The organism is Acidovorax sp. sic0104, assembly GCF_019219095.1.
GTDB lineage: Bacteria > Pseudomonadota > Gammaproteobacteria > Burkholderiales > Burkholderiaceae_C > Acidovorax.
In genome coordinates, this window is sequence record NZ_JAHUWH010000004.1 from 212,295 (window position 1) to 224,961 (window position 12,667).

A 12,667-nucleotide genomic window follows, 5' to 3' on the forward strand; every position below is an offset into this window, starting at 1 on the left:
GGCTCAGACGTCCCGCAGGGCGATCACGGCGCGGCGCGCACGGTCGAGGAAGGGCCGGCGCTCTTCACCCGCTTGAAGGGCGATGGGCTCGCCGAATGTTACCGAGCACAGGATGGGTACGGGCACTACCTCGCCCTTGGGCATCACGCGCTGCACGTTGTTGATCCAGGCAGGCACCAGCACGACCTGCGGGAACATCTGGGCCAGCTTGAACAGCCCCGACTTGAACGGCTGCGGCTCGTCGCCATGGCCGCGCGTGCCTTCGGGAAAGATCACGATGGAGTCGCCGCTCTCCAGCGCGCGCACCAGGGGCGCCAGCGGGTCCGACTCAGGCAGGGCCGCTCGCCGCTCTTGGGGCGTGGGTGCGCGCGGCGGGGCTTCGGGTGACGGGTCGGGGCCTCCTGCCATGGCGGTGTCGGCCTCGGCCGAGGCGCTGGCCATGGCACCGATCACCCCCACGGGGTCGTTCGCCACCGGGGCGGGCGGTCGGGCAGGTGTGGCCTGGCGGTCCACGTACACGGCGTTGAACACCGCCGTGGTGATCCACTGCCGAAACGGCGTCTTGGTCCAGTAGTCCTTGGCCGCGATGGGCCGCGTGATGCTGCGCAGCTCCTCAGGCAGCGCGGCCCAGATCAGCACCATGTCGGCGTGGCTCTGGTGGTTGGCGAAATAGATGCGCTGCTCGGCCTTGGGCGGGCAACCGTACCAGCGGGCCTGGGAGCCGGTGAGGAACCGCACGATTCCCAGCAGGAGGAGACTCATCAACTTGGCAAGCATGGCGCGGATGATACGTGGCGCATGCCGGCCCGCCTGCCGGTATCTCGGCGGCGTCCGCAGTCACCCGGGGCCGCCGGTGGTGTGCGTTGACGTGCCCCGACGGCGCCCCACGTGCGCTGCCTTCGCTGGCAGGCTCAGAGCGCGTCGATCCTGATCAGGTCCTGGTTCACGGGGCCCCGGGGTGGCGCGATGCAGACATCGGGGTGTTGACTGATGTTGTGCAGGAGGCGCGGGTTCAGAGGTTCGGTATAGAACACCGCTTTCACGCAGGCGAGCTCGTCGGGCCGGGTCACGGTTTCCAGCATGCGGGCCATGTGGTTCCTCATGGCGTCCTCGGCGTGGTGGTGCGCCGGTTCGCCCGATCCATCCATGCGAAACACCACCAGGTTGATCCTGAACCGGTGCCCATCGATTTCCCGGGACTGCAGGCTGCCCACCCAGCATCCGTCGATCCGGTGGTTGCCGATGACCGCATCGCGAAACAGGCCGCGCGCGGCGGCGGGGAGCGGCTCCAGGGGCTCGTTGGCAAACCGGCTCCACAGGTCTTCGTCGATGAAGGCGTCGGTCCAGCGCGTCGCGGCGTCCAGCATTCTGATCGACCGTTCGATGTCCCGCGCGCAGTCGCGGCCCAGGTGGTGCTCGGAGATCCGTTGCAGCGCCGGCACCGCCATCTTCTTGTTCAGCCGCACGGCCGCCTGCAGATAGGCGATGCCGTCCTCATGCTCAGCGTCGAGCAGGGCGCGGCCCAGCTCGTAGTTCAGGTACGCGTCGCCAGGATGCTCTGCCACCAGGGCGCGCAGTGCATCCAGTGCCTCTGCGGATGTGGACAGCGATGCCGTCGCCACGGCCTGCAATGCCAGGTCGGCCGGGTTCGTGCCGGCTTGCGCCTGCAGCCAGCGCAAACGGTAGTGAGCAAAGCACCACCCGTGCTGGTGCTTGTAGATCCATGCCGCCTGGTGCGCATGCAAGCGCGCCGGCCAATCGTCAGGAAAGGCCTCGGCCCCCGCGCAGGCGCCATACCACTGAGGGGGCTTGATCGCTACGCCAAGCTGGCTTGCGCGCTGCTGCAGGAGGGGGTGTGTGTCGTAAAGGCTTGCCGGGCGCGCGGCCGCCACTGCCAGCATGGGGGTGAAGGACTGCGCCGCGTGGAGCTGTACCTTGCGGTGCACGGTCTCGAGAATGTCGCCGGGCGGGGTGTCGGACTCGAGCTTCCATTGCACCCAGTCCTGCTGCATCGCATGCTGCTCGATGTGCTGCTGCAGTTCGATCTTGACCAGCGCGTCGATCAGGCTGTCAGCCAAGCCCGCACGTTGGGCGCATTCGTCGGCTTCGTATTCGCACTGGTGTGACCAAGCAGAAGACTGGCGCAGGAAGTACGGGATGAACCAGCGGGCCACCAGCTTTTGCAGCGACTGTATGGCCCCGTCCTCGTCGGACCGGCGTGCCAGCAGAAAGATGCCCCACTTGTAGCGGACCCGGTAGATCCACTGGCCTGCCCGGTTGTGCTGCCGCGAGAAGTGCCCCAGTTCATGCGCCACGATGGCTTTGACTTCATTGCTGGAGAGGCACTGCAGCAGCGGCAGCCCGATGCTGAGCGTCCTTTGTGCGCCCAGTCCCATGAATCCGGTGGAGACATGGGCCGAGGCATTGAGCTCATCGGTCAGCACGATGCGGTGAATCCTTGTGCCCCCCACGGCCGCCGACAGCGCGTGGACCCACTGATGCAGCACGCTTTCCGGCGCCACCTCGATCGCGTCCCGGTCATCGACGGGGTCTGGCTGGATCGCCCACACCACCACCAGAAACAGCGTGGCGCCGATCAGCAGCGAAGTGCTTGGAGCGTAAAAGATGGAGCAGAGCAAGGTCAGCGCCACTGCGGGAACGAGTGCGAGGATGTAGTAAATGGCCTCTACAAAAAAGCACAAAACGATCAGTTTTAATTTCTGGAAAGTCGAAAATTGCATGGCATTTTTTGCGGTGTTGCCGATTGGAATGCCAGATGCTCCGCATGTACAGACTGCCCCGCGCGATGGGGGTGAATTGCAACACTTGCCACGGCCGCAAGGTTCGCGCATCTGCGCTGGCTGCGCATTCCGGTGACGATGGGGAGCCAGTCAGTCAGTCAGCCAGCCAGCACCATGAACACCGGCAGCAGGTATCCTGAGTCACCGGCCGGCGATCGCAGTGATCTCGGTTTTGCACGGCTGGCGGGCTTGGCTGCCGGGGATCAATTGTTGAAGTGGAAATTCATGAGAGCGCTCGTGCCCCTGTTCTTCGCGTTGGCATCCGTCTCCGCAGCAGCCGAAGTGTCGCGCCCAATGCTGGAGATCAAGACACGCTGCCTCGCGAACAGCACTGCAATCGAACTGCATTTCGAAATTCGCAATCTCGGTGATCGGACTGTGTGGATCTACCAGGACACCGAGCCATGGTCTCCCGCTTTTATAAGCAATAGATTTTCAGCCCAGGCGGGAGAAGAGGCTCCACAGGCGCTTCTCGGGCCATTGGCGTTCGGGCACTCCGTCGAGTCGGTGAAGGTGCTCTCAGGTGGGGCCGCGAAAGGGGTCGTTCAACTGCACCATGTGTTCCCCGAAATATTGCGTACTGCTGTCACCCAGCCGGTCCGGCTGTCTTGGCGATGGCAAGGACTTGCAAGTTTCTCGGAACGGTTCGAGGAGTTTTCGCCCACTGCGTTTTTTGAAGGAAGCATGACCATTCGTGCAGGGGGCTGCGATGAATTCGCAAACGCGGCAGCTGAGCTGGGGCCTGTTCACACTATTTTTTGCCAGTGCGAAGGCCGTCCCAGTCGCGCCAATCCAGGCGCGTGACGACGACAAGGCCGGGGCCTTGGTCAGGAACGCAGCGACGAGTGGCGTGGCTGTGGCGGCCTTCTCTTCGGGTTGCGATTCAAAAGGGCCATCCGCGGCGTTGCCAAACCTCACTGGGGCTGTACCTCAGCTTCGTTTGGCGCCTCGCGCTTTTTCCATCGCAACGCATCCGGCAAAAATAGTGTGAACAGACCCTAGGTCGAACGCAATGGCATCAACACGCTCTGGAGAGCCTTTCTGAATCTTGGGTCCATCACGGCCCCCACGTTGTAGCGGGACCATGGCGAGGCCGCAGAGGCGTCGACGCTGAAAATCGTGCCCGGCGCCAGTCGGACGTTGTGTGGCAGCAGGGCGTCTGCCAGAGTCATTGAATCATTCACCCCCGGCATGGACACCCACAGGTAGAGGGACTGGGCGTTCTTCGCGAAGATGTTCGCGCCGACGGATTCGAAAAGTGCTCGCGCGCCTTCCGTGGCTTCGCCCAGCCGACTGCGCAAGCGGGTCAGGTGTCTCTGGTAGTGGCCTTCGCTCAACATCACATCCACTGTTCTTTCGCAAAGCTCCGAACTGCTGACGTGGATGAGCGCTTTCAGGTCCGCAAGATCACTGGCCAGATCTGCGCCGCAGGCAATGAACCCCACGCGCAGCGCGGCCGAGAACGACTTGGAGAAGCTGCCGATGTAGATCGTGCGCTCAAGCTGGTCCAGAGAAGCCAGGCGCGGCGACGAGGTCGGTTTGAAGTCCGCAAGCGGATCGTTCTCCACGATCAGCAGGTCATACTTGTGTGCCAGTTGCAGCACGCGAAAGGCCTTTGCTGCGGACAGGTCCGAGCCTGTCGGGTTGTGTGCGAGCGACTGCGTGAAGAAGAGTCTGGGCCGCTGGGTGATCAGCAACTGCTCCAGAGCTTCCAGGTCGGGACCATCGTGCAGGCGCGGTACGCCCAGCACCTCGGCGCTGGCCATCTTCAATTTGCCGAACAAAGGGTAGTAGCCCGGGTCGTCCACCAGGACCTTGCCACCGGGTGGCACGAAATAGCGAATGACGATGTCCATGGCCTCGTTGGCACCGTGCGTCAAGACAATCTGCCGAGGTTCGGCGCCGATCCCGAAATCCGCGACTTTGCGCACCAGATGCTCTCGCAGGGGCGTGTACCCGAAGCGGCTGCCGTAGCGAAAGAGGGAGCCCAGTCCTGTGCGTACGACTTTCTGGTGGTACTTGTCCAGCCTCACATCCGAAAGCCATTCGACCGGTGGAAAGCCATCGGCGATCGCCAAGGCGCCAGGCTCGGTCTTGAGCTGCTCACGCATCAGCCAAACGATGTCTCTGGCTCGTCCCAGGCTGCCCGCCTCGTCGTCCGCCGCCTTGGACGCGGGCTTGTCGACCACGAAGTACCCGGCACCTCGACGAGGTTCGATCAGCCCGCGCGAGACGAGCAGTTCGAAAGCCGTGACCACGGTGTTCTTGGCGTATTTGTGGAGTTCGGCCATCTCGCGCAGCGACGGCAGTTTGTCGCCGACCTTGTAGGCGCCGTCGCGTATCTGCCTTTCGATGGCATCTGCGACCGAGACCGGCAATGTGGCGGGTCGGGAGCGACGTGTCCGGGAGCTTCCTTCTGCTGTCATCTTTCACCTATTGCACATCGCTGTGCCCTTGCTGGACAAGAAACTGTTTGCCCAAACTGTACCTTTCTTGATTGGTACGGTGATCTTAAAGTTTACCCATACCGTATCCACTACCAAGCAGTCATTCAATGGTCGACTCACGACTTCCAAATTTTCGTTCTCTCACCCCGTCACAGCGCCTGGAGCATGTTGCGCGCGTTGCCGACCTGTCCGAGGAAGAGAGGGCTCTCATCAGCGGGCCCGGTGCGCTCACCGTGGAGCGCGCCAACGGCATGGTGGAGAACGTCCTCGGAACGTTCGAGCTTCCATTCGGTATCGGCGGCAACTTCCAGGTGAACGGCCGCGATGTCCTGGTGCCGATGGTGGTTGAAGAGCCCTCGGTGGTGGCTGCCGCGTCGTTCATGGCCAAGCTGGCTCGCGATTGCGGCGGCTTCGAAACCTCCAGCACGGGGCCGCTGATGCGTGCCCAGGTGCAGGTCATCGGAATCACTGACCCCTATGGCGCGCGCCTGGCGCTCCTGAAGCACCGCGACGAGATCCTGGCGGTCGCCAACAGCCGCGACAAGGTTCTCATCGGCCTGGGCGGCGGCTGCCGTGACATCGAGGTCCACGTGTTTCCCGACACGGCACGCGGTCCGATGGTCGTCATGCACCTCATCGTTGATGTGCGCGACGCGATGGGTGCCAATACCGTCAACACCATGGCCGAGTCGGTTTCGCCCCTGGTGGAGAAGCTCACAGGCGGCACCGTGCGGCTGCGTATCCTGTCCAACCTCGCCGACCTGCGTCTGTCGCGTGCCCGCGTGCGGCTCACGCCCGAAACGCTCACAACCAAGGAGCGCAGCGGCGAAGAGATCATCGAAGGCGTGCTGGATGCCTACACCTTCGCGGCCATCGATCCGTACCGTGCGGCGACGCACAACAAGGGCATCATGAACGGCATCGACCCCGTCATCGTTGCCACCGGCAACGACTGGCGAGCGGTCGAGGCTGGCGCCCATGCCTATGCCAGCCGAAACGGCCGCTACACCTCACTGACGACCTGGGAAAAAGACACCCAGGGCGCGCTGGTCGGCACCATCGAAATGCCCATGCCTGTGGGCCTGGTGGGGGGCGCGACCAAGACACATCCGCTGGCCCGCCTGTCCCTGAAGATCATGGGCGTCAAGTCGGCGCAGGAGCTGGGTGAGGTGGCCGTCGCCGTGGGTCTTGCACAGAACCTCGGGGCGCTGCGTGCCCTGGCCACCGAAGGCATACAGCGCGGCCACATGGCACTGCACGCCCGCAACATCGCCCTGGTCGCTGGAGCCACGGGCGACGAGGTGGATGCCATCGCCCAACGGATGGCTGCCGAGCACGACGTGCGCACCGACCGAGCGCTCGCCTTGCTCGAAGAGCTGCGCCGCAAGTAAGACATCCAGCGTTGCCGACAGGTTGGCTGGGTCAGCCAAGCTGAAAGCCCGTCAGACCGTTCCCTGATAACTTGGAGACAATCACAATGAAACAACCCCAGCTCAAGCGCCGCACCGTGCTCGGCTCCCTCGGCGCCACGATGTTGTCAACGGTGGCGTTACCTGCGTTCGCCCAGAGCGCCGCGTTCCCCAACCGCCCTGTCAAGATCATCGTCCCCTGGGCAGCAGGCGGCGGTGGCGACGTGATCGTGCGCCTCATGGGCACGAGCCTTCAGAAGCGGCTCGGCCAGGCCATCGTGGTGGACAACCGCCCCGGTGCCGTCGGCACGATCGGCAGCGTCGCGGCGGCGCGCAGTCCGGCGGACGGTTACACGCTCGTCTACGGCGGCATGGAGTCGCACACCATTGCGCCCCATGCAATGAAGAAGTCGCCTTACGATCCGAAGAAGGAATTCGTCGCTATCGCTCCCCTGGGATTCTTCCCGGCAGCGCTGGTTGTGAGTGCATCCCACCCCGCCAGGAATCTGAACCAGTTCCTGCAGATGGCCAAGGATGCAAAGAACCCGATGAGCTTTGGCTCATGGAGCACTGCCACGTCCGGACACCTGATGATGGAGGCGCTCAAGGTCGCAAAGAACGTCGATCTCCTGCATGTGCCTTATAACGGCACCGCGCCCCTGCTGAATGCCCAGTTGTCTCAACAGGTGGACTGTTCCATCAACGTCCTGTCGACCGTTGAACCCCACATCCGCAGCGGCAATCTGCGTTTGCTGGCCGTCTCAATGCCCCAGCGCCTGCCGGAGTTCCCGGACGTCCCGACCTTGAAGGAAATCGGTCTCAATGTCGAACGGGGACCCTGGGTGGGAATTTTCGGGCCCGCCGGAATGCCGGAAGACGTCATTGCACGCGTGCATGAAGCTGTCGACGCCACCCTCAAGGAGCCTGCCATCGTCGAGCAGACCAAGAAGATGTTCTTCGTCGTCGAACACATGGAGCAGCGTGCGTACCAGAACTTCTATTTCAGCGAGATCGATCGCTGGGGCCAGTACGTCAAGACCGCCAAGGTTGCGATCGAGTGATTGCATCGGCGTTGCGTGAAACCACAGGCCCGCAGCCCCGCAGACCAGTGCCGCTGGCGCCTCTGCGGGGCAGCGGGATAGCCGACCGGTGCGAGGAGCGGAGCTCCAGGCCGGTTGCAGCCCGTTGTAGATCAAGCCACTTCAGCACCAGCAAACCCCATGAGCGAGCACGTCAAGATTGTTGAGGTCGGTCCGCGCGATGGTCTGCAGAACGAGAAGCAGCCTGTCAGCGTGGACACCAGGGTCGGGCTGATCGAGCGGCTGGTTGGCGCAGGCGTCAGGCACATCGAGGCCGCGTCTTTCGTGTCGCCGAAATGGGTGCGCCAGATGGCTGGCAGCGCAGAAGTCATGCGACGCGTGCCGCGCATGGCGAATGTCCACTACAGCGCGCTCACGCCCAATATCCAGGGGCTGGAGGCTGCCATGGCAGCGGGCTGCGAAGAAATCGCGGTCTTTGGTGCCGCCTCGGAAACGTTTTCGCAGCGAAACATCAATTGCTCCATACGCGAGAGCCTGGAGCGCTTTCGCGCTGTCATGAACGTCGCGCTCCAGAACAAGCTGCGGGTGCGCGGCTATGTTTCTTGTGTCCTGGGGTGTCCCTATGAGGGGGACATCGAGCCCGGGAAAGTTTCGGAAGTAGCGCTCATCTTGCGGGAGATGGGCTGCCACGAGATCTCACTGGGAGACACCATCGGCCGTGGCAATCCTGACTCCACACGGCGCATGCTCGAGGCCTGCATCCGTGTGATTCCTGCACCGCAGTTGGCCGGCCATTTCCACGATACCTACGGCATGGCCATCGCCAACATCGTTGCGTCCCTGGAGCTGGATCTCCGTACCTTCGACAGTTCCGTTTCGGGGCTGGGCGGCTGCCCTTATGCTGCCGGCGCTTCCGGCAACGTCGCGACGGAGGACGTGGTGCACCTTCTGCACGGGCTGGGATACGCGACCGGCATCGACCTGCACAAGCTCATCCGGGCGGGGTCGTACATCGGTTCTGCACTGGGGCGGGCGACCTCTTCGCGCGCAGCACTGGCCGTCTACGGCGACTGTTCAACCACATCGGCTGCCTGATCTGGCGAGGGTGAAGGTGCACCAGACGCCAATGCGCGTCGCAAACTTTTCGCACGGGCACTGACGCCGCTTTTTTACAGACGGCAATCCGGCTTTCGAGGCTGGCCGCCGAGGGGTGGAACCAGGCCTGCGTGTTTACCCCCATCGATGCTGAAAACGCATTCCTAAGTGATTGCTGCACAACGCCTTTCCTTGGCATCAGCATGCCGTTGAATATTCGCCAATAGCCTCTGGAGCTGGGGATTTCTAGACTGACAGTGGCTCGGAATTCCGCCGAGCCGCAACCAGCAGCAATGCGGCTGCCAATCGTCAGGAGACAACCCAATGAGTGCAAATCAAGCCGCCGGTACGGCGTTGGAGGAGTCGGTCTATCGCAAGGTGGTATGGCGGCTCATACCGTTCCTTTTTCTTTGCTATGTCGTCGCGTACCTGGATCGGGTCAATGTAGGCTTTGCGAAGTTGCAGATGCTGAACGACCTGAAGTTCAGTGAAACGGTCTATGGCATCGGTGCCGGAATCTTTTTCATCGGGTACTTCCTTTTTGAAGTGCCCAGCAACATCATCCTTCACAAGACCGGGGCCCGGGTGTGGATCGCCCGGATCATGATCTCGTGGGGCATCATCTCCGCCGCGATGATGTATGGGAGCTCTCCAGCAAGCTTCTACGTTCTGCGCTTTCTCTTGGGGATTGCCGAAGCGGGCTTCTTCCCAGGAATCATCCTTTATCTGACGTACTGGTTTCCTGCGGCGCGCAGAGCGCGCGTTGTGGCGCTGTTCATGACGGCCATCGCGCTCTCCGGGGTCATTGGCGGCCCGTTGTCGGGCTGGATCATGACGTCGTTTGCCGGCGTCCAGGGCCTGGCTGGCTGGCAGTGGATGTTCGTCCTCGAAGGGATCCCTTCCGTGATCGTCGGCTTCATCGTGCTGGGCTATCTCGACGACTCCGTCAAGGGCGCCAAGTGGCTCAGTGAGCCAGAAAAGCAGAACATCATCAACAACATCGCGCGTGAGGAGCGGTTCAAGAGCGACCACGGTGTTGGCGGCGCGTTCCGCAACCCGCAGGTCTGGCTGATGGCGGGCATCTACTTCTGCTTCATCATGGGGCTGTACGGCGTGAGTTTCTGGTTGCCGCAGTTGATCAAGAGCGCTGGGGTCAAGGATGTGCTGGATGTCGGCATGTTGACCGCCATTCCGTACGGGCTTGCTGCGTTGGCCATGGTGCTGGCCAGTCGCAGCTCCGACAGGACGGGTGAGCGCCGGTGGCATACCGTCGTGGCTGCTTGCGCGGGCGCTGCGGGCTTGGCGCTGAGTGCGCTGTTCGGCAACGATGTGACGCTGTCCATGGTGGCCTTGAGCTTGGCAACGATGGGCATTCTGTCCACCCTTCCGTTGTTCTGGACTTTGCCGACTGCCGTTCTGGGCGGCACTGCAGCCGCTGCCGGCATAGCGCTGGTCAACAGCGTCGGCAACCTGGCCGGCTTTGTGAGCCCCTTCATGGTCGGCGCCATCAAGGATGTGACCGGAAGTGCGCAAGCCGGGCTTTTCGTATTGGCCTGCAGTCTCATGATGGGCGCTCTGCTGACCCTCGCCGCGACCCGCAGGCGTGGCACGGCCAGCGAGCCGCCCCGCGTGCCGGCTCGCGCATGAGGACGCACATGACGGCGAGCGTCCATCCACTGCCCACCCTGGGTTTGGCTGCCCCCGTGTCGGATTCATCGCTTGAGTTGACTCTTGCCCACGTCCACGGGCCGTCGAAGCTGGATGTGGAGCCACAGTCCGACCGAGAACTGCTGGTGAAGATGTTCGACGAAGCGTTGAAGGCCGTGGACCCGAAGACAGTGGTTTCGCGTTACCTGCCGCAGCCCGGTCATCGCGGCCGGACCATCGTCATCGGTGCAGGTAAAGCAGCCGCTCGGATGGCAGCGGCCGTGGAAGAGGCTTGGTCCGGGCCGTTGGAGGGCATCGTGGTGACCCGCTACGGCCATGGTGAAAGGACCCGCCACGTGCGCGTCATCGAGGCAGGTCATCCCGCCCCGGATGCGGCCGGCCGAGACGCGGCGAGGCAGATTCTGGCGCTTGCGCAGAGCGCTACAGCGGATGACCTCGTCATCTGCCTGATGAGCGGCGGCGGCTCAGCGCTGCTATCGCTGCCGGCGGACGGCATTGCTCCGGAAGAAAAGGCCGGGATCGCCAAGGCCCTGCTGCAGAGCGGCGCGCCGATCAGCGAGATCAACTGTGTGCGCACCCACCTCTCCGCGATCAAGGGTGGGCAGCTGGGCGTCGCCTGCGGCGAGGCCAGGGTCGTCACCTTGATCATTTCGGACGTGCCGGGTGATGACCCGGCGCTGGTGGCCTCCGGCCCGACCGTGCCATGCACCAGCACTGCACTGGAGGCGCTGGACATCCTGAGGCGGCGCAACATCTGGGCGCCTTTTGAAGTGATGGACCGGCTGCGTGGCATGGCGCTGCAACCCCGGAAAGAACTGGGGCCTCGGCAGGTGCAAGTCATCGCGACGGCGCAAACTGCGTTGGCGGCCGCGGGACAGTATGCGCGGTCTCAGGGGCTCAATGTGCTCATGCTGGGCGGCAGCCTGGAGGGCGAGTCCCGGGATGTGGCTGCGGTGCACGCGGGTATCGCAGCGCAGATCGCGACGCATGGAGAACCCACCCCCGCGCCCTGCGTCATCCTTTCCGGTGGAGAAACCACGGTGACTGTCCGGGGCGGCGGCAGGGGCGGGCGCAATGCCGAGTTTCTATTGGCTCTGGCCCTGGCGGCTGACGGGCTGCCCTTGAGTGCGCTGGCGTGCGATACCGATGGGATCGACGGTGTGGAAGCAAACGCTGGTGCTTTCATCGACGCCCACACCCTTGCCCGTGCCAGGGGCGTTCGGCTCGATGCGCAGAACCATTTGTTCTCCAACGATGCCTACACATTCTTCGAGCGTCTCGGCGACCTCGTGGTCACGGGACCTACACGCACCAATGTCAACGACTTCCGCGCAGTGCTGGTGAGGTAGCCACGCAGCATCGTCAAACCAAGTTCGTTGCCACGCTCGGGCCGGGCCGCGCTCGAGGCAGGCCGCTGCGCAATGCCTGCAGTGCTCTTGCCAAGGGAAAGTCGCTGTGGCAGCCGGCCCGCCTTTCAGTACATTGGGTGCCATCAACTTCCTGCACATCCTCCCTCCGGCTTTGGCGGACCCGAAGTCCGAGGCTGGCTCGCCACCATGGAACTCCATCAGCTCAGGGCTTTCGCTGCGGTAGCCAGGACGGGCCACCTTGCGCGAGCGAGTGACGACCTGCACTTGACGCAGTCAGCGGTATCCAAGCAGCTCAAGGCGCTGGAGGAAGAGCTGGGCACCTTGTTGTTCGAACGGGGCCCGGCCGGGATGGCCCTCACCTGCGCTGGCCGCCAGTTGTTGCCACTCGCCCAACATGCACTCGACTCGGTGCAGCAGCTTGCGAGTGCCGCTTCATCGCTTCGAGGAGTGGTGGCGGGCCCACTCAGGCTTGGAACCATCATCGACCCCGAGTCCTTGAAGCTGGGCCCCATGTTGGCATCGCTTCTCAATTTCTACCCGCATGTCGATGTGTCTTTGAACCACGGCATCTCGGGAACCGTTCTGGAGAGGTTGCGCGCCGGCCTGATGCGCGAGCGGTTGGCAAGCCAGGTCATTGCGCAAGGGGCCGCCGCTGTGTGGCGTGGTGCGAGGGTGCCGTGCCCGTTGTCGCTGCTTTGGCGCAGGTCGAGGGCTGACTCTGCCGTCCTTCGGGCTCTCGCAGCATCCGTTCAGCGGGTCTGGCAGATCGATGCGGATGGTGCCGAGGCCGTCTCGGTCACGAAGAACAACCCTGCCGGCGACCGGCTGACGTAAGCC

10 protein-coding genes are annotated in these 12,667 nt (G+C 63.4%); 7 read left to right on the forward strand and 3 right to left on the reverse strand.

Features of this window, described 5'->3' with window-relative positions:
- Positions 1-3 precede the first annotated feature (3 nt).
- Both KW835_RS09130 and KW835_RS09135 read right to left on the reverse strand, forming a co-directional pair.
- On the reverse strand, positions 4-777 hold the full coding sequence (locus tag KW835_RS09130; protein ID WP_218382037.1) for a lysophospholipid acyltransferase family protein: 774 nt from the start codon (positions 775-777) through the stop codon (positions 4-6).
- A gap of 134 nt (positions 778-911) precedes the next feature.
- Complete coding sequence (locus KW835_RS09135) at positions 912-2,741, reverse strand: M48 family metallopeptidase (protein ID WP_218382038.1); 1,830 nt, start codon at positions 2,739-2,741, stop codon at positions 912-914.
- A gap of 174 nt (positions 2,742-2,915) precedes the next feature.
- Here KW835_RS09135 and KW835_RS09140 point away from each other — a divergent pair, with 174 nt between their 5' ends.
- Positions 2,916-3,605, forward strand: a complete 690-nt coding sequence (locus KW835_RS09140; RefSeq protein WP_218382039.1) for a hypothetical protein — start codon at positions 2,916-2,918, stop codon at positions 3,603-3,605.
- A gap of 194 nt (positions 3,606-3,799) precedes the next feature.
- On the opposite strand, the gene KW835_RS09145 is transcribed toward KW835_RS09140, so the two are convergent.
- Complete coding sequence (locus KW835_RS09145) at positions 3,800-5,227, reverse strand: PLP-dependent aminotransferase family protein (RefSeq protein ID WP_218382040.1); 1,428 nt, start codon at positions 5,225-5,227, stop codon at positions 3,800-3,802.
- A 128-nt stretch (positions 5,228-5,355) separates the two neighbouring features.
- Here KW835_RS09145 and KW835_RS09150 point away from each other — a divergent pair, with 128 nt between their 5' ends.
- The 6 genes from KW835_RS09150 (at position 5,356) to KW835_RS09175 (ending at position 12,664) form a co-directional block, all read left to right on the forward strand.
- The gene (locus KW835_RS09150) at positions 5,356-6,639 is read left to right on the forward strand and encodes a hydroxymethylglutaryl-CoA reductase, degradative (protein ID WP_218382041.1); all 1,284 of its coding nucleotides are present in this window, start codon (positions 5,356-5,358) and stop codon (positions 6,637-6,639) included.
- Positions 6,640-6,725: 86 nt separating this feature from the next.
- Positions 6,726-7,718, forward strand: a complete 993-nt coding sequence (locus KW835_RS09155) for a tripartite tricarboxylate transporter substrate binding protein (protein ID WP_218382042.1) — start codon at positions 6,726-6,728, stop codon at positions 7,716-7,718.
- A gap of 159 nt (positions 7,719-7,877) precedes the next feature.
- Positions 7,878-8,792, forward strand: a complete 915-nt coding sequence (locus KW835_RS09160) for a hydroxymethylglutaryl-CoA lyase (RefSeq protein WP_218382043.1) — start codon at positions 7,878-7,880, stop codon at positions 8,790-8,792.
- 324 nt (positions 8,793-9,116) lie between these two features.
- Positions 9,117-10,439, forward strand: coding sequence for an MFS transporter (locus KW835_RS09165; RefSeq protein ID WP_218382044.1), 1,323 nt, complete (start codon positions 9,117-9,119; stop codon positions 10,437-10,439).
- Positions 10,440-10,591: 152 nt separating this feature from the next.
- Entirely contained in the window at positions 10,592-11,809 is a 1,218-nt protein-coding gene (locus KW835_RS09170; RefSeq protein ID WP_255593427.1) for a glycerate kinase, read from the forward strand.
- 207 nt (positions 11,810-12,016) lie between these two features.
- On the forward strand, positions 12,017-12,664 hold the full coding sequence (locus tag KW835_RS09175) for a LysR family transcriptional regulator (protein ID WP_218382046.1): 648 nt from the start codon (positions 12,017-12,019) through the stop codon (positions 12,662-12,664).
- Positions 12,665-12,667: the final 3 nt, after the last annotated feature.

Excerpts from the sequence above, each read along its gene's own strand:
- KW835_RS09130 (WP_218382037.1), bottom strand. The coding sequence starts at position 777 with ATGCTTGCCAAGTTGATGAGTCTCCTCCTGCTGGGAATCGTGCGGTTC.
- KW835_RS09135 (WP_218382038.1), bottom strand. The coding sequence starts at position 2,741 with ATGCAATTTTCGACTTTCCAGAAATTAAAACTGATCGTTTTGTGCTTT.
- KW835_RS09140 (WP_218382039.1), top strand. The coding sequence starts at position 2,916 with ATGAACACCGGCAGCAGGTATCCTGAGTCACCGGCCGGCGATCGCAGT.
- KW835_RS09145 (WP_218382040.1), bottom strand. The coding sequence starts at position 5,227 with ATGACAGCAGAAGGAAGCTCCCGGACACGTCGCTCCCGACCCGCCACA.
- KW835_RS09150 (WP_218382041.1), top strand. The coding sequence starts at position 5,356 with ATGGTCGACTCACGACTTCCAAATTTTCGTTCTCTCACCCCGTCACAG.
- KW835_RS09155 (WP_218382042.1), top strand. The coding sequence starts at position 6,726 with ATGAAACAACCCCAGCTCAAGCGCCGCACCGTGCTCGGCTCCCTCGGC.
- KW835_RS09160 (WP_218382043.1), top strand. The coding sequence starts at position 7,878 with ATGAGCGAGCACGTCAAGATTGTTGAGGTCGGTCCGCGCGATGGTCTG.
- KW835_RS09165 (WP_218382044.1), top strand. The coding sequence starts at position 9,117 with ATGAGTGCAAATCAAGCCGCCGGTACGGCGTTGGAGGAGTCGGTCTAT.
- KW835_RS09170 (WP_255593427.1), top strand. The coding sequence starts at position 10,592 with ATGTTCGACGAAGCGTTGAAGGCCGTGGACCCGAAGACAGTGGTTTCG.
- KW835_RS09175 (WP_218382046.1), top strand. The coding sequence starts at position 12,017 with ATGGAACTCCATCAGCTCAGGGCTTTCGCTGCGGTAGCCAGGACGGGC.